Source organism: Streptomyces sp. NPDC043867 (assembly GCF_056435845.1).
In genome coordinates, this window is sequence record NZ_JBWKDS010000023.1 from 1 (window position 1) to 16,696 (window position 16,696).

At 72.3% G+C, this 16,696-nt stretch carries 14 protein-coding genes and 1 pseudogene; 7 read left to right on the forward strand and 8 right to left on the reverse strand.

Features of this window, described 5'->3' with window-relative positions; translation table 11 throughout:
• Positions 1-354: 354 nt before the first annotated feature.
• Complete coding sequence (locus AC069T_RS22565; protein ID WP_478784437.1) at positions 355-1,779, forward strand: hypothetical protein; 1,425 nt, start codon at positions 355-357, stop codon at positions 1,777-1,779.
• 150 nt (positions 1,780-1,929) lie between these two features.
• On the opposite strand, the gene AC069T_RS22570 is transcribed toward AC069T_RS22565, so the two are convergent.
• Positions 1,930-2,838 carry an NAD(P)-dependent oxidoreductase gene (locus tag AC069T_RS22570; RefSeq protein ID WP_478784438.1) on the reverse strand — a complete coding sequence of 303 codons (909 nt, stop codon included), beginning with the start codon at positions 2,836-2,838 and terminating at the stop codon, positions 1,930-1,932.
• An 84-nt stretch (positions 2,839-2,922) separates the two neighbouring features.
• Between AC069T_RS22570 and AC069T_RS22575 the strand changes: the two genes are divergently transcribed.
• From AC069T_RS22575 to AC069T_RS22600, 6 genes and pseudogenes are all read left to right on the forward strand, one after another.
• Positions 2,923-3,294 (forward strand): winged helix-turn-helix transcriptional regulator, encoded by a 372-nt coding sequence (locus AC069T_RS22575; protein WP_478784439.1) that lies wholly within the window; start codon positions 2,923-2,925, stop codon positions 3,292-3,294.
• A 166-nt stretch (positions 3,295-3,460) separates the two neighbouring features.
• Positions 3,461-4,903 (forward strand): alkaline phosphatase PhoX, encoded by a 1,443-nt coding sequence (locus tag AC069T_RS22580; RefSeq protein ID WP_478784440.1) that lies wholly within the window; start codon positions 3,461-3,463, stop codon positions 4,901-4,903.
• A 515-nt stretch (positions 4,904-5,418) separates the two neighbouring features.
• Positions 5,419-7,002: a TROVE domain-containing protein gene (locus AC069T_RS22585; RefSeq protein WP_478784441.1), complete on the forward strand. Its 1,584-nt coding sequence runs from the start codon at positions 5,419-5,421 to the stop codon at positions 7,000-7,002.
• A 94-nt stretch (positions 7,003-7,096) separates the two neighbouring features.
• Positions 7,097-7,900, forward strand: coding sequence for a GntR family transcriptional regulator (locus AC069T_RS22590; RefSeq protein ID WP_478784442.1), 804 nt, complete (start codon positions 7,097-7,099; stop codon positions 7,898-7,900).
• Positions 7,901-7,927: 27 nt separating this feature from the next.
• On the forward strand, positions 7,928-8,944 hold the full coding sequence (locus tag AC069T_RS22595; RefSeq protein WP_478784443.1) for a 1-aminocyclopropane-1-carboxylate deaminase: 1,017 nt from the start codon (positions 7,928-7,930) through the stop codon (positions 8,942-8,944).
• Between the two features lie 70 nt (positions 8,945-9,014).
• A pseudogene (locus AC069T_RS22600) lies at positions 9,015-9,601 on the forward strand (TetR/AcrR family transcriptional regulator).
• A gap of 468 nt (positions 9,602-10,069) precedes the next feature.
• Here the strand turns inward: AC069T_RS22600 and AC069T_RS22605 are convergent.
• The 7 genes from AC069T_RS22605 to AC069T_RS22635 form a co-directional block, all read right to left on the reverse strand.
• Positions 10,070-11,239 carry a TerD family protein gene (locus AC069T_RS22605; protein ID WP_478784550.1) on the reverse strand — a complete coding sequence of 390 codons (1,170 nt, stop codon included), beginning with the start codon at positions 11,237-11,239 and terminating at the stop codon, positions 10,070-10,072.
• A gap of 64 nt (positions 11,240-11,303) precedes the next feature.
• Positions 11,304-11,525, reverse strand: coding sequence for a hypothetical protein (locus AC069T_RS22610; protein ID WP_478784444.1), 222 nt, complete (start codon positions 11,523-11,525; stop codon positions 11,304-11,306).
• Positions 11,526-11,567: 42 nt separating this feature from the next.
• Positions 11,568-12,557, reverse strand: coding sequence for a zinc-dependent alcohol dehydrogenase family protein (locus tag AC069T_RS22615; protein ID WP_478784445.1), 990 nt, complete (start codon positions 12,555-12,557; stop codon positions 11,568-11,570).
• Entirely contained in the window at positions 12,554-13,405 is an 852-nt protein-coding gene (locus AC069T_RS22620) for a carbohydrate ABC transporter permease (RefSeq protein ID WP_478784446.1), read from the reverse strand. The genes AC069T_RS22615 and AC069T_RS22620 overlap by 4 nt, the downstream gene beginning before the upstream one ends.
• Entirely contained in the window at positions 13,402-14,340 is a 939-nt protein-coding gene (locus AC069T_RS22625) for a carbohydrate ABC transporter permease (RefSeq protein ID WP_478784447.1), read from the reverse strand. Before AC069T_RS22625 ends, AC069T_RS22620 begins: the two co-directional genes overlap by 4 nt.
• Entirely contained in the window at positions 14,337-15,704 is a 1,368-nt protein-coding gene (locus AC069T_RS22630) for an ABC transporter substrate-binding protein (RefSeq protein ID WP_478784448.1), read from the reverse strand. The genes AC069T_RS22625 and AC069T_RS22630 overlap by 4 nt, the downstream gene beginning before the upstream one ends.
• A 98-nt stretch (positions 15,705-15,802) precedes the next feature.
• The gene (locus AC069T_RS22635; protein WP_358853854.1) at positions 15,803-16,573 is read right to left on the reverse strand and encodes a DeoR/GlpR family DNA-binding transcription regulator; all 771 of its coding nucleotides are present in this window, start codon (positions 16,571-16,573) and stop codon (positions 15,803-15,805) included.
• Positions 16,574-16,696 lie beyond the last annotated feature (123 nt).

Genomic DNA, 16,696 nt, shown 5'->3' on the forward strand with positions numbered 1-16,696 from the left:
CCCCCCCCCCCCCCCCCCCCCCCCCCCCCCCCCCCCCCCCCCCCCCCCCCCCCCCCCCCCCCCCCCCCCCCCCCCCCCCCCCCCCCCCCCCCACCGCCCTGTTCTGTCCGTTCTGTCCGCCCCGCCGTGCCCGGCCCGTCCCGTCCGTCCCCCTCGTCCGTCCCGTCCGTCCGTCAGTGGTGCCCGCCCGTCCGGGGTGCCCGCCGGTGGCGCCCGTACCGCTCGCTCCCCGGCCGCTCGCGGCCCCTGTGGTGCCCGCCGGTTCCGCTCCGGCCGTGCCCGTCGTCCGTCCGTTCTTCCGCCTGTACGCCGTAACCCCCCGCCTGTCCTGCTTGTCCGGAGGAGATTCAGCCGATGTCAGACAGCTCCCCCCTGCCGCCCGTGCTCCTGTCGTCCGAAGCGGAGCTGGCGCGGGACGCGCTCGCCACCCCGCTGCTCTCCCGCGCCGCGCGGCTCGCCCGCTGGGCCGGGCCGGACACGCGAGTGGGCGCGGGCGGTGAACTCGTCGAGGAGCAGCTCCCGCGGGCGGCCGGCGAACTCGGTCTCACCGGGGACGAGGCGGTGGCCCTCGCGAGCGAGGCCTGGCGGGTGGCCGTGGACGCCGGACTCGTCGAGGTCGTGGACGAGGAGGAGGGCACCGTCGCCGCGGGCGCCGACCTCGGACAGCTCACCGCCGGGGCGCCCCACGACGTGCTCGGCGTCTGGCTCGCCGCCCTGGAGACGGTGCTGGCCGACGCGAGCGTGCCGGACCTCGACGACCTGGTCGGCGCGATGGACGAGAACGGCACGGTCGACTTCTCCGCACTCGACTGGGACCCCGAGGCGGAGGCCGAGTTCCTCGACGGCGTGCTCGGCAACCTCTACCTGCTGACCGTCGGCGGCGAGGGCCCCGGCGGCAGCCCGGTGCCGCTGCCGGCGCTGGCCGCGTCGATGATCGTCCCCGACGACATGGGCGAGCCCACGAACGACGTGCTGGAGCAGGTGTCGGACGCGATGATGCGGCTCGACGACCAGTTCCGCCTCCTCGAACCGATCGGACTCGTCGAGTTCCAGCCCGTCGACGAGGCGCTGATGGCGGACGCCGACGAGGAACCGGCGACGATCGACGAGACGGACGTCTCGCGCTACGGGATGGTGCGGCTGACGCCGCTCGGGCTGTACGGGCTGCGGGCCCGGCTGCTGGAGTCCGGGATCGAGGCGCCCGCGGTCGGTGACCTCTCGGACAAGGGGGCCGACGCGCTGCTGGACGGCACGTCCGCGTTTCCCGCGGCGGCCGCCCAGGCCGAGACCGAGCAGTGGCTCGCCCGGCGGGAGGCGCTCGCCGCGGCCGGGGAACTGCTGGCGGCGGCCCGGGGCACCGACGCGGGCGCGCCCCTGCGCCGGCTGCGCTGCCAGCAGGCCCTGTCGCTCGTGGGGCCCGAGGCGGAGCCCGCCCTGCGAGAGGTGCTCGACGACGCGGAACTCGGAGGGCTGGCGCGGGTCTGGCTCACGGAGCGCGGTGCGGCCGACGTGCCGGCGCCCTCCGAGTCGATGGTGTTCTGGCTGACCATCGACACCCTGGCCGCGCAGCTCGCGGCCGAAGGCAACTCCGACGAGCTGCAGGGCCTCGTGGAGGGGCTCGCCCGGCAGCACGGCGGCTTCTTCGCGACGGCCTGGCGGGTCGACCACCCGGCGACGCCGGACGTCCTGGAGGCGATGGGGCGGCTGCACCCGGACCGGAAGGTGGCCAAGGAGGCCCGCAAGGCCGCGTTCAAGGCGCGGTCGCAGCAGGGGGGTTAGGCCGGCCGGGGGCGCCCTCAACCCCCTGCTGGGTCGAGGCCGGCCGGGGGCGCCCGCGGCGCAGTGACCTGCGCGGGCCGGCCCGGCGGGAAGGGCTGCGCCGGGCCGGCCGCCGCAGCCCCCTTCGGGCGTCGTCACGCCCGCGTCCGGTCAGCGCGGCCCTCGGATGCTGTCGATGATGCGGGTCCAGTTGTCGCCCCCGTGTCCGTTCTCGATCACGCGCCGGTAGTGGGCCTGCACGGCCAGCGGCAGAGCCGGGTCGAGTCCGAGTGACCTGCTGGTCTCGACGATGTGGTCGGCCGTCGCGCCCATCATGGTGACCGTGCTGAGGTCGCCGGGATGCTCTCCGGCGTCCAGCGCGGCGCCGGGGTTCTCCTCGCCGGCCCGCAGGACGGCGCCGATCGAGTCGGCGGAGGAGAGCAACTCGGGCAGCGCCTCCCGGGCCTTCATCCCCGCGGTGCCCAGCATCGCGGTGGCGTGCATCAGTGCGGACAAGGTGGTGAGGAACACCGTGAGTTGGGCCTGGTACATCATCTGGGCGAGGCCTGGGTCCTCGCCCAGATACCGCGGTGTCCCGAGCAGTTCCAACGCCGGCAGGTGGCTCTTCAGCGCCTCGTCGGGGCCGCTGTAGTAGACGTGGGCGGCCTCCGTGCCGACCATCGGCGCGGGGACCATGACACCTCCGGTGAGGAAGGCGGCGCCGTGGCCCGCCGCCCAGGCCGCCGCACCGCGTGAGCGGTCGGGAGTGTCCGAGCTCAGATTGACCAGCGTCCGCCCGGCGAGCGACGCGGTGGCGCCGTCGAGGATGCCGTACATCGCCCGGTAGTCGGTGAGGCTGAGGATCACCAGGTCGCTCGCCTCGACCGCCTCGCCGGGAGTCGCCGCCAGCGTCGCCCCGTCGGCGACGACGCCGTCGGCCCGGCCGGCGGTGCGGTTCCAGACGGTGACCGGGTGGCCGGCCGCGAGGAGGGTGCGGGTCATCGCCCGGCCCATCGGGCCGAGCCCGATCACGGTGACCGCGCTGTGCTGCGGATGGGTGTGGTTCCGTCGTTCGTTCACCCCGCCATGCTCGAAGAAGGCCGCCTTTCTCGGAAGTACCTACTATTTCCTGCGGTACTCACCTTTTGGTAAGGGGGATCAGTGATGGCCAAGGCACCGAGACGCGGGCCGTACATCTGCGGCATCGACGCCGCGCTGGACGTGGTGAGCGGCAAGTGGAAGGGGCTGATCCTCTGGGAACTCGACGCCCACGGCGTACGCCGCTTCGCCCAGCTCCGCCGCGGCCTGCCGGGAGTCAGCGAGAAGATGCTGACGCAGCACCTGCGGGAGATGGAGGAGGACGGCCTCGTGTACCGCGAGGTGTATGCCGAGGTGCCGCCGAGGGTGGAGTACTCCCTGACCGAGCACGGGCGCACGCTCAACCAGGCGCTCGGGCCGCTCGGTGCCTGGGGAAGCGAGCGGATGCGCCGCGAGGATTCGGAGACGGCCGACGCGGCCGGGACCCTGCCCGGGTAGGTGTCCCCGGCCGCGCCGGCCGCCGGTGGCCGGTGGATTCACGCAAGGGGGCCCCCTGACGTCGGGCCGTGTTCAACTCCCGTTCAGGCACGGGCGGGACGGTGGCGCCACAACGAGGCGCGCCACCCCCCGCACGCAGTCCCACTCCACCGTCACAGGAGACAGCATGTCGCTCACCCGCAGGGACTTCGCCAGACGATCCGCGCTCACCGGCGCCGGTGTCGCCCTGGCCGGCAGCGTCGGCGCCCTCGCCACCGCGCCGAACGCCCTCGCGTCCACCGACACCGAGCAGGGCGACGAGTCGGCGGACCGGCACGGGGGCGTCGGCTACGGACCGCTGATCCCCGACCCCGACGGCCTGCTCGCACTGCCCGCCGGCTTCAAGTACCGCGTCATCACCTACAGCGGCAGGACCAAGCTGGAGTCCGGCGAGTTCACCCCCTCCAACCACGACGGCACGGCCACCTTCGACGGGCCGCGCGGCGCCACCCTGCTGGTCAACAACCACGAGCTGGGCGGCGCCCGGTCCAAGTGGCAGTACCCCGTCCCGCTCACCGAGGGCCTGGTCTACGACCCGGCGGCGTCCGGCGGCTGCACGGTCGTCGAGGTGCGCCACGACCAGGTCGCCGAATGGGTCGGCATCGCCGGCACCGCCACCAACTGCGCGGGCGGCAGCACTCCCTGGGGCACCTGGCTCACCTGCGAGGAGACCGAGGACAAGGCCGGCCAGAACGGCATGACCAAGGACCACGGCTACGTCTTCGAGGTCGACCCCGAGGACCGCCGCCGCAACCGCGACCCGAAGCCTGTCAAGGCCCTCGGCCGCTACGCCCACGAAGCGGTCGTCGTCGACCCGAGGCGCGGCCGTCTCTACCTCACCGAGGACGCCTCGAACCCGAACGGCCTCCTGTACCGCTGGACCCCGCCGCAGGGCTTCGAGCACGGCCACGGCCGGCTGCGCGCCCTCGCCGACGACGCGGGCGCGCTCCAGGCGTTCAAGTGCTTCGACTCCGGCGGCCAGTTCGTCGACGACCTCTCGCGTGCCACCCGGATCGGCACCGTCTACGGCGTGGACTGGGTGGACGTCCCGGACCGCGACGCGAAGACCGTGTCCGTGCGCAAGCAGTTCGGCGCCGGCCAGGTCACCCGGGCCCGAAAGCTCGAAGGGATGTGGTGGGGCGACGGCGGCGTCTACATCGTCTCCTCCTTCGCCCGCGCGGAGAGCCCCGTCCAGCACGACGGCCAGGTCTGGTTCTACGACCCCAAGCGCCGCACCATGACCCTCAAGGTCCTCTTCGGCGTCAACACCGCCCCCGCCGAGGACGGCGCCTTCGACGGCCCCGACAACATCACCGTCTCCCCGTACGGCGGACTCGTCATCGCCGAGGACGGCGAGGGCGTCCAGCACCTGTTCGGCGCCACCGACAGCGGCCGCACGTATCCGATCGCGCGCAACGAGCTGAACATCGGCACCGAAGAGGCCCCGGAATACAGCGAATTCACCGGTGTCACTTTCTCGCCCGACGGCCGGACCCTGTTCGCCAACATCCAGACGCCGGGCATCATGCTGGCCATCACCGGCCCCTGGAAGCGCCAGAAGCGCGGCTGAAGTCCCGTCGGCAGCCGGGTGATTTAATTCGTTGGCCGGTGCCGCGGCCGCCCTCTTAGAGTGATGCGTGTCCAGGTGCGAAGGCAGGACCTGCTTCCACTCATAATGGGGCGGCCACGGGTTCGAATCCCGTCACCGGTACAACGCGCCGGTGTAGCTCAGGGGCAGAGCACCTACGTCGGTTCCGCCGACCTGAACTCTGGACACCACAACTTCATGCACCTCCCGGTGCGCGGGCCGCGGCTACTTCACTCCAAAAGAACCCCGCCGCAGCCGACTTGATCTCGGGAGGCGCAGCTCATGGTGGGTGCCCGGTGCGCAGGCAACGGTTACTTCATTCGGATCGGACGGCTGCGGGTTCGAGTCCCGTCATCGGCCCAGGGCCGAGGTAGCTCCATCGGTGGAGCATCCGGCAAGGTCCGTCGCCGACCCCTGATCTCGGGCACCCTCCATTCGCTGCGCCTCCCTCCGGAAAAGCGACGTCACCGTCGCCGACGAATTCGGGGGAATTCATCATGGCGCGATTCAACCTCAGGACCGCCAGGCCCAAGAGCACGTCGCGGGTCACTTCGACCGGCCGCGTCCTTCGCACCTACGAGGGCGGCCGCGGCCGGGAGCGCGACGCGCGCTCCGAACTCTTCCTGCTGGCGACAGCGAACTTCGTCTCGCAGAACACCTTCTACGAGTCCGGCGCCGACCGGGACGTCCGGTTCGCCGCCCTGGTGCGCACACTCGCCGTCGAGGACCCGTCGTGGACGGCGGGACTGCTCGGCTGGCTGCGCGGGGAGGGCAATCTCCGTACGGCCTCCCTCGTGGGCGCCGCCGAGTACGTGAAGGCGCGTCTCGGCGCGGGCGCCACGGACGGGCCCGCCAACCGCCAGGTCGTCGCCTCCGTCCTGCGACGCCCCGACGAGCCCGGCGAACTGCTCGCGTACTGGACCTCCCGCTACGGCCGCAACGTCCCCAAGCCCGTCAAGCGCGGTGTCGCCGACGCCGTACGGCGTCTGTACCACGGCAAGTCGCTGCTGAAGTACGACACCGCGTCCAAGGGGTACCGCTTCGGCGACATCCTCAACCTGGTGCACGCGGCGCCGGACCCGGACAAGCCGTGGCAGGGCGACCTGTTCCGGTACGCGCTGGACCGGCGCCACAACCCCGACACCGCCGTCCCGCCCGCGTCGAACCGGGTGCTCGTCGCACACCGCGAGCTGATGGCGCTGCCGCTCGGGGAGCGGCGGGCCGTGGTGACGGCGCCCGACGGTGCCGAGCGGCTCGCGGCGGCCGGCCTGACGTGGGAGGCGCTGGCGGGATGGCTGCAGGGGCCGATGGACAGGGCGGCCTGGGAGGCCGTCATCCCGTCCATGGGCGCGATGGCCCTCGTGCGCAACCTGCGCAACTTCGACGAGGCCGGGGTCGGGGACGAGGTGGCGGCGCGGGTCGCCGCGAGGATCAGCGACCCGGCGGAGGTGGCGCGCTCGCGCCAGTTCCCTTTCCGCTACCTCGCTGCGTACCGGCACGCGCCGTCGCTGCGCTGGTCGTACCCGCTGGAGCAGGCGCTCGCCCACTCGCTGGCCAACGTGCCGACGCTGGGCGGACGGACGCTCGTCCTCGTCGACCGGTCCGGCTCGATGTTCCACTCCCGGCTCTCGGAGCGTTCCGAGCTCAACTGGGCCGACGCGGCCGCGGTCTTCGGCACGGCGCTCGCGCTGCGCGCGGCGGACGCGGACCTCGTCGAGTTCGGGACGTCGAGCAACCGAGTGCCGTTCCGCAGGGGCGAGTCGGTGCTGAAGGTTCTGGACCGCTTCGGCGACCTCGGCGGCACCGACACGGTCGAGGCGGTGCGCCGGCACTACCGCAGGCACGACCGGGTGCTGATCGTGACCGACGAGCAGGCCATGTACAGCCACTACGGCGATCCGACCCAGCAGGTCCCGGCCGATGTCCCCGTCTACACGTGGAACCTGGCGGGCTACCGTCCGGGGCACGGCCCCTCGGGAAGGCCGAACCGGCACACCTTCGGGGGACTCTCGGACGCGGCCTTCCGGATGGTGCCGCTGCTGGAGGGGGCGCGGGACGCCGAGTGGCCGTGGGTCGCCTGAGCTCCGTACGACGGCGGTCCGCCCCGTGGACATCCGTCCCGGGGCGGGCCGCCCTCTTGTGGGCCGGGGAAGCCGACATCTAACATTTCAGTTCGTGGAGGCGATACGACCCGTGCGCCGGAGCCTGCTCAGGGACCGGGCGTACGAAGCGATACGGGACGCCATCGTGGCCGGTGACATCGCGCCGGGCGCGGTGGTGCGGGACGCCGAGCTCGCCGAGCGGCTCGGGCTGTCGCGCGCACCGGTGCGCGAGGCGTTCTCCCGGCTCGTCGCCGAGGGACTGCTCGAGTCCAAGCCGCAGAGCCACACCCGCGTGACTCCCGTGGTCGCCGCCGACGTGCGGGACGCCGCCGCCGTGGTGGGCGCCATGCACGTGCTGGCGGCGCGCACGGCGGTGCCCCGGCTCGACGCGCGGCAGATCGAGGCGATGCGCGAGGCCAACGCGCGGTTCGCGCGGGCGGTTCGGGACGCAGACGTGGACGCCGCGCTGCGTGCCGACGACGAGCTGCACGACGTCCTGCTGCGGGCCGGCGGGAATCGGGCGGCCGCCGCCACCGCCGCCCGTTACACCCCGCTGATCCGGCGGCTGGAGCGGCTCCGTTTCGGCGAGGGCGGCAACTGCCGCTCGGCAGGGCTGCACGAGCGGTTGATCGACGCCTGTGCCGACGGTGACGTGGACGAGGCCGTCCGCGTCACGGCGGAGATCTGGCGTGCCCTCGAAGAACTGGCAGATGTCGATGCCGGTGCCGATCCAGGTGTCGCGGCCGGTACCGGTGCCGATCCAGGTGTCGCCACCGGTACTGGTACCGGTACCGGTGCTGAAGCCAGTGCCAGTGCCAGTGCCAGTGCCGGTGCCGGTGCCGGTGAGAGCCGTGCCCGTGCCCGTGCCGGTTCCTGAGCCGGCGCCCGAACCGGGGAGGACCCCATGTCCCTTGACTCGTACGCGCGTTACCCGCTGCTCTTCGGGCCCTCGCCCGTGCATCCGCTGGAACGCCTGACCGGACACCTCGGGGGCGCCGCGCTGTGGGCGAAGCGGGAGGACTGCAACTCCGGTATCGCCTATGGCGGCAACAAGACCCGCAAGCTGGAGTACCTCGTCGCCGACGCGCTCGCCCAGGGGTGCGACACGCTGGTCTCCATCGGCGGGGTGCAGTCCAACCACACCCGCCAGGTCGCCGCCTGCGCCGCCCGCGCCGGTCTCAAGTGCGTCCTCGTGCAGGAGAGCTGGGTGGACTGGCCCGACGCCGTGTACGACAAGGTCGGCAACATCCTCGTCAGCCGGCTCGCGGGCGCCGACGTACGACTCGTACGGGCCGGGTTCGGGATAGGGGTCAAGGAGAGCTGGGAGCGGGCGCTGCGCGAGGTCGAGGAGTCGGGAGGCAGGCCGTACGCCATTCCGGCGGGGGCCTCGGACCATCCGCTCGGCGGCCTCGGCTTCGCCGGCTGGGCCCGTGAGGTCGCCGGGCAGGAGAGGGAGCTGGGCGTCTTCTTCGACACCGTCGTGGTGTGCTCGGTGACCGGGTCCACCCAGGCCGGGATGGTCGCCGGATTCGCCGCGCTCGCCGAGGCGGGCGGACGGCCGCGGCGCGTCCTCGGGATCGACGCGTCGGCGGACCCCGCCCGCACCCGCGAGCAGATCGCGCGGATCGCACGGAACACGGGCCGGCTCATCGGCGTGGAGGCGGAGCTGACGGAGGCCGACGTCGAGCTGGACGAGCGATACCACGCGGGCACGTACGGCGTGCCCGACGAGGCCACGCTGGAGGCGATGCGGCTCGCGGCACGCACCGAGGGGATGGTCACCGACCCCGTCTACGAGGGGAAGTCGATGGCCGGCCTGGTCGACCTGGTCGCGCGCGGCGAGATCGGGCGGGACTCGACGGTGCTGTACGCCCACCTCGGCGGGCAGCCCGCTCTGAACGCCTACAGCGCGCTGTTCTGAGCCGGGGGCTGCCTCCGTCCAGGGCTGGCTAGGATGCGGAGAGGGTCCCCGGTTGGCGAGGAGCAGCTGAATGGCACAGGTGGGCGCGGGTGCGGCCAAGCCGATGCGGGCCGACGCGCGGCGGAACCACGAGCGGTTGCTCAAGGAGGCCGCCGCCGCTTTCGCCGAGCACGGGGCGGGTGCGTCGCTGGACGACATCGCCAAGCGGGCGGGGGTCGGGTCCGGCACGCTGTACCGGCATTTCCCCACGCGGCAGGCGTTGTTGGAGGCGGTGTACGTCGACCGTGTCGAGGCGATCGCGGCGCGGGCGGACGAGATCGCGGGGGAGCTGCCGCCGGGCGAGGCGCTGGTGGAGTGGCTGTACGAGCTCGGCGAGGGCATGATCCAGGTCCGCGGCTGAGGGCGCTGCTGGGGCCGGCTGTCGCGGGCGGGAGTGCCGCGGTGCTGAGTACGTGCGGGGACTCGGTGAAGGGGGCGGCCGGGCGGCTGGTGGGGGCGGCTCAGCGGGAGGGGACGCTCCGGGGGGACGTGGAGCCGGTCGAGGTGCTGCGGCTGGTGCACGGGGTGGTGACGGCGTCGGAGCTGGGCAGCGGTGGGGGGACGTGCATCCGGCGGTATCTGTCGCTGCTGACGGAGGGGTTGCGGGGGCCGGGGTAGGCCTTGTCGGCCGGGGTGCGGGGCGGGTGCCCTTGCCGCCCGGGGTCGGCTCGCGCCGGTGCGTCCGCGTGGGCCGGGGTGGGGTGCCTTGGCTTCGGAGGGTGGCGCCCACGCCGGTGGGTGGGCGCCCTCGCTGCGGTGGGTGGGTCGGGGCCGCGCCGGTACATCCGCCCGTTGCATGTCGGGCGTGCGGCTTGGCCACGGGGGTGGGCCGGCGCTTCCTGCCCGACCTGCAACGGGCATTTGATGTACCGGCACGGCCCCTCCTGTAGCGGGGCGGGTGCCGGCCGTACCGATTGCGGTGCGGGCAACGGGCCGGGGCCGGCCTCCCCGGGCAGCGGGTCCGTTCAGCTTGCCGGGGACGGTGGGCGCGGGCGGCACCCTGTCGGCGCCGGGCTCCCCTGCCGCCCCGGCGACCGCTGAACGCGTCGAGGGGCTGGTGCACAGGGGGCGCCCGGCGCTCCTGGGCTACAGGGCGCCCGCGGACGGCTTGACCATGCCGCGGACCGTGCGGGACTTGACGAAGTCGCCCAGTGCCGTCATCTCCCACTCGCCGGAGAACTGCTTGATCAGCTTGGCCATCATGACGCCGGTCTGCGCCTCGGCGTTGGTGAGGTCGAAGCGGACCAGCTCCTCGCCGGAGGCGGCGTCGATCAGGCGGCAGTAGGCCTTGGCGACCTCGGTGAACTTCTGGCCGGAGAAGGAGTTGACCGTGAACACGAGCCCGGTGACCTCCTGGGGGAGCCGGCCGAGGTCGACGACGATCACCTCGTCGTCACCGCCGCCCTCGCCCGTGAGATTGTCGCCGGAGTGCTTGATCGCGCCGTTCACGATGGAGAGCTTGCCGAAGTAGCAGCTGTCGATGTGGTTGCGCTGCGGTCCGTACGCGATGACCGAGGCGTCCAGGTCGATGTCCTTGCCGCGGAACGCGGGCTCCCAGCCGAGGCCCATCTTGACCTGGGAAAGGAGCGGGCGGCCGCCCTTGACCAGGGACACCGTCTGGTTCTTCTGGAGGCTCACCCGGCCCTTGTCGAGGTTGATCTTCCCGGACGGGGGTGCGGGCGCGGCGGCGGGCGGCGCGGCCGGGGCCGGCGGGGCGACCGCGGGCTGCGCCGGCGGCGGGGCCGGGGCGGCGGCGGGCGCCGGCTCCTCGACCGTCACGCCGAAGTCCGTGGCGATGCCGGCGAGGCCGTTCGCATAGCCCTGGCCGACCGCGCGGGCCTTCCAGGCGCCGTTGCGCAGGTAGATCTCGACGATCACCAGGGCCGTCTCCGTGCCCAGCCGGGGCGGGGTGAAGGACGCCAGGACGGAGTTGTCGTCCGCGCTGCGGATGGTGGCCGTGGGCTCGACGCCCTGGAAGGACTGGCCCGCGGCGTCGGGGCTCGCGGTGACGACGATCTTCTCGATGCCCGGGGGGACCGCGGCCGTGTCGACGGTGATCGCGTCCGGTGCCGAACCCCCGCCGGAGCGGTAGGTGACACCGGGGCCCGCGGGCTGGTTGTAGAAGATGAAGTCGTCGTCGGAGCGCACCTTGCCGTCGGCGGTGAGCAGCAGGCCCGAAACGTCGAGCCGCACGGGAGCGGCGACGTCCACCGTCACGCGGGTGACGGGGAGAGGGATGTTCGAGCCGGGGGTCATGACTGTCATGCCGGGTGAACGACCGACACCGCTTTACCGTTCCCTTACCCGACGGCCAATCGGGTCATCGTCGGTTGCGGGGGTGGTCGCGGGCCGTGCGTTCGTTGCCGTGCCGGTAGTTCCCGGTCCAGCGGGCCATGACGAGCTGCGGGTCCCCGGCCGCGATCTCGGCCAGGAACCGCCCGGCCCGGGCGCCGCGCAGCGTGCCCGCGGGGCGGCCGCGATGCGTGATCACGACCGTGCCGTCGGCGTGCTCCTCGTACCGGAATCCCTGGGGTGCTGGCATGGCCGGATGCTGGGCGCCCGGCCATGACCGGGGACAGGGAATTCACGGGGTCACGACGATCTTGCGGCCCACGCCCGCGGCGAACTGCTCCAGGGCCTGCGGGTAGCTCGTCAGCGGCAGCCGGTCGCTGATGAAGACGTCCGGGTCGAGGACACCGTTCGCGAAGAGCTCGGCCGCCCGCTCGAAGCTGTGCAGGACGGCCATGGAGCCGGTGATGGTGATCTCCTGGTTGTAGATGCGGTACGGGTCGATGGTGACGCGGGTCGCGTAGTCGGCGACGCCGAACTGGAGGAAGGTCCCGGCCTTGGCCACCCGGTCCAGGCCGTCCTGGATCGCGGCGCCGTTGCCGGTGGCGTCGACGACCACGTCCCAGCCCTGGGGCCGGTCCAGCTCGTCGGCGCTGGTGGCGGACGCGGAGACGCCGAGCAGCTGGGCGGTGGACAGCCTCTGCTGGTTGAGGTCCACCACGTCCACGCTCGCCGCGCCCGTGCGCTTGGCCAGCTCCAGCATCATCAGGCCCATCGTGCCCGAGCCGTAGATCAGGACATGGGCGCCGAGGCGGGAGTTGAGGACGTCGTAGCCGCGGACCGCGCACGACAGGGGTTCGACGAGGGCCGCGTCCTGGGTGCGGACGTGCTCGGGGAGCTTCACGCAGTTGGCCACCGGGGCCAGTGCGTACTGGGCGGCGCCGCCCGCCGTGGTGACGCCGATGGCGGCCCAGCGTTCGCAGAGGTTGTTGTGGCCGTTGCGGCACTGGCGGCACTCGTGGCAGTAGAGGGACGGGTCCACCGCCACCCGGTCGCCGATCGCGAGCTCGGTGACCCCGGTGCCGATCCCGACCACCTCGCCCGCGAACTCGTGTCCCGGCACGATCGGCAGCCGGGGGGCGAACTCACCCTGGAGGATGTGCAGATCGGTGCCGCACAGACCGCAGGCCGCGACCTCGACGACGACCTCGCGGGGCCCTGGCGTCGGGTCCGGGACCTCGGCGACGACGGCCTTGCCCACGGACTCGATGACGGCGGCCTTCATTTCACGGCTCCCAATGACAGGCCCTGGACCAGCTTGTCCTGGGCGGCGAACCCCGCGGCGAGCACCGGCAGGGAGATGACGAGCGACGCGGCGCACACCTTCGCCAGGAACAGGCCCTGGCTGGTGATGAAGCCGGTCAGGAAGACGGGCGCCGTCTCGGCCACCACTCCGGTGAGCACCCGGGCGAAGAGCAGCTCGTTCCAGCTGAAGATGAAGCAGATCAGCGCGGTCGCCGCGATGCCGGGGGCGGAGATCGGGGCCACGATGCGGGTGAGGACCGTCGGCAGCCGGGCGCCGTCGATCCGCGCGGCCTCGATGACCGCGACCGGGACCTCGGCGAGGAAGGACTGCATCATCCACACCGCGATCGGCAGGTTCATGGAGGTGTAGAGGATGACGAGGAGCCAGATGTTGTCGAGCAGGCCGGTGTTCTTCGCGAACAGGTAGATCGGCAGGAGGCCCGCGACCACCGGGAGCATCTTCGTGGAGAGGAAGAAGAACAGGACGTCCGTCCACTTCCTCACCGGCCGGATGGACAGCGCGTACGCGGCGGGCAGCGCCAGCAGCAGCACGCACAGCGTGGAGGCGACGGACGCCACCGTGGAGTTGATCAGGGACGGCCAGGGGCTCGCGCCGCCGCCGGAGCCGAAGAACTCGCGGTAGCCGTCGAGGGTGAGGGAGGCGGCGAACGACGGCGGGTTCGTCGCCGCGTCCGATTCGGAGTGGAAGGACGTCAGGGCCATCCAGGCGACGGGCAGGAAGAAGACCAGGCCGGCCAGCCAGGCGAGCAGGCCGAGGCCCGCGCCGCGGGTGCGGCGGCTGCGTACGGGTGCGGCGGTGGCGCTCATGCGCGGGACGCCTCCTCGCTGAACAGGGACGACACCACGCGCAGGGCGAAGGTCGCGATGATGATCGAGCCGATGACGACGAGGACGCCCGCGGCGGAGGCGAGGCCGTTCTCGTGGGCCTGGTAGAAGCTCTGGTAGACGGTGTAGGGCAGGTTCGCGGTGCCGAGGCCGCCTGAGGTGATGGTGAAGACGGCGTCGAAGTTCTGCACGATGTAGATCGAGCCCAGCAGGGCGCCGAGTTCCAGATAGCGGCGCAGGTGGGGGAGTGTCAGGTGGCGGAAGACCTGCCAGTCGCTCGCGCCGTCGACGCGGGCCGCCTCGACCTGCTCGTGGGAGCTGCTTTGCAGCCCGGCCAGCAGGATCAGCATCATGAACGGCGTCCACTGCCAGATCAGTGAGGCCTCGACCGCCAGCAGCGGGGTGTTGGATATCCAGTCGGGCTGGGGGCCGCCCACATAGTGCAGGAGCCCGTTGAAGAGGCCGTACTCCGGGTTGTAGAGCACATGCTTCCAGAGGAGCGCCGCGGCCACCGGGACCACCAGGAACGGGGCGATGAGGAGCGTGCGGACCAGGCCCCGGCCGCGGAACCTCCGGTCCATCAGCAGGGCGAGGCCGAGGCCCGCCACCAGGCTGACGACGACCACGGCGGCGGTCAGCAGGATCGTGGTGAGGACCGACTTGCGCAGGTCCGGGTCGGTGAGGACGTCCGCGTAGTTGGCGAAGCCGGTGAAGTGACGGGCTTTCGGATAGAGGGAGTTCCAGTCGAAGAAGGAGATCACCAGCGTGGCCACGAAGGGCAGCTGGGTCACGGCGATCATGAAGATCAGGGCGGGGAGCAGGGGAGCCCGGGTGGCCCAGGCGCGCAGCCGCCCGGAGGGCTCGCGGGTGGTGCGCGCGGGAGCGGTGGCGATCGGGGCTGTCGTCGTGGCGGTCATCGTCCCTCGTACTCCTCGGAGATCTGCTCGGCCAGCCGCTGGGACTTCTTCAGGGCCGACTCGACGGACTGGCGTCCGGCGACGGCCGCGCTGATCTCCTGCGAGACCTTGGTGCCGAGATCGGTGAACTCGGGGATGCCGACGAACTGGATGCCGGGAGCGGGCCGCGGCTGCACCCCCGGGTCGCGGGGCCGGGCGCCCTCGATGGCCGCCCGCGTCATGTCCTGGAACGCGGCCGCCTCCTTGCGGTACGCGGCGTTCGTGTACGTCGAGGCGCGCTTGCCGGCCGGGACGTCGGACCAGCCGACCTGCTCCCCGACGAGCTGCTCGTACTCCTTGCCCGACGCCCAGGAGACGAACTTCCAGGCCTTGTCCGGGTTGTGGGATGCCTTCTGCATGCCCCAGGCCCAGGTGTAGAGCCAGCCGGAACTCGCGGTCTTCTCGACCGGTGCCGGCGCGTAACCGATCCTGCCCTTGACCGGGGACTTGGCCGACTCCAGCGAACCGGCGGCGGAGGTGGCGTCGTACCACATGGCTGTCTTGCCCTGGGTGAGGTTGTTGAGGCACTCGGCGAAGCCGGACTGCGCGGCGCCGGACTCGCCGTGCTCACGGACGAGGTCCACGTAGAACTTCGTCGCCTTCAGGAACTCGGGGGAGTCCAGCCGGGCCTGCCAGTCCTGGTCGAACCAGGTCCCGCCGAAGGTGTTCACGACGGTCGTCAGCGGCGCCATGATCTCGCCCCAGCCGGGCAGTCCCCGCAGGCAGATGCCCCGCATGCCGGGCTCGGCGCCGTCCACCTCCGCGGCGAGGTCCGCGACCTGCCGCCAGGTCGGGTGCGCGGGCATCTTCAGGCCCTTCTCGGCGAACACGTCCTTGCGGTACATCAGGAACGACGACTCGCCGTAGAAGGGCTGCCCGTAGAGCTTGCCGTCGTCGGCGGTCAGGGACTGCCGCATGGGCTTCAGCACGTCCTTCTCGTCGTACGCGGGGTCCTCGCGGACGTACGAGTCCATCTCGTGCAGCCAGCCGTTCCTGGCGTAGATCGGTATCTCGTAGTTGCTCAGGGTGGCGACGTCGTACTGGCCGGCCTGGTTGGCGAAGTCCTGGCTGATCTTGTCGCGGACGTCGTTCTCGGGGAGGACGGTGAAGTTCACCCTGATGCCGGTCTCCTTGGTGAAGTGGGCGGCGGTGAGCTTCTGCAGTTCGACCATCTGGGGGTTGTTGACCATCAGGACGTTGATGGAGTTGCCGCCGGAGCCGGCTCCGCCCGCCCCGGCCCAGCAGCCGGAGAGCAGCGGGGCGAGCAGCGTCCCTGCGGCGGCCGCGGCGAGCGCGCGCGGCCTCCGTCGGCTCTGGGTTCGCATGGATCGCTCCTGGACGTAGGGGAGTCAAGGGATGGCAGTGGGCATGGCGGGGCCCTGCACGGCGCGTCGGGTGCGGTGAGCGGGGGCCGGGGAACTGGTCAGACGCGGATGACCTGCGGGCCCTGCAGCGAGTAGCGGTGGGCCTCGGAGGAGGGGAGCAGGGTGCTGGTGACGATCGCCTCCAGCGCGCTGACGTCGGCGAACCGGCAGAAGCTGACCGCTCCGAACTTGGTGTGCACGCCCGCGAAGACGGTGCGCCGGGAGGCCCGGATCGCCTGTGCCTTGACCTCGCTGACCGCCGGGTCGGGTGTGGTGAGGCCCCGTTCGCGGGAGATGCCGTTGGCGCCGATGAACGCCAGGTCGATGACGAAGCCGGCGAGCATCTTCGTCGTCCAGTGGTCCACGGTGGCGAGCGTGCCGGGGCGGACCCGGCCGCCGAGCAGCAGGACGGTCGTGTTGTCGGCCTCGGCGAGTGCGCCCGCCGTGGCCAGCGAGGCGGTGACCACGGTCAGCGGCCGGTCCCGGGGCAGCGCCTCGGCGATCAGCTGCGGGGTGAACCCCTCGTCGACGAAGACCGTCTCGGCGTCCCCGACCAGTTCGGCGGCCGCGGCGGCGATACGGCGCTTCTCGGGGACATGGCTGGTGGTGCGGAAGGCGAGCGTCGTCTCGAAGCCGGCGCTCTCCACGGGATAGGCGCCGCCGTGGGTGCGCCGCACCAGACCGTGGTCCTCCAGGGTGCGCAGATCACGCCGGACGGTCTCCTTGGCGACGCCCAGTTCGGCGGCGAGCGTGGTGACGTCCACCGCGCCGGTGCGGCGCGCGGCCCGGACGATCTCGCGCTGACGTTCTTCCGCGGTCATGGCGGTCATTGCTCCCTGCTGGACTGCCCGTTCGGGCCCGGTGAGGCCCACGTGGGAAGTTCTACACAGGGTTCTGGCCGGTGACCAGGCCTGTTGCGTGCCCGATGGCGCCCGGCTGTGCCCGTTTCACAG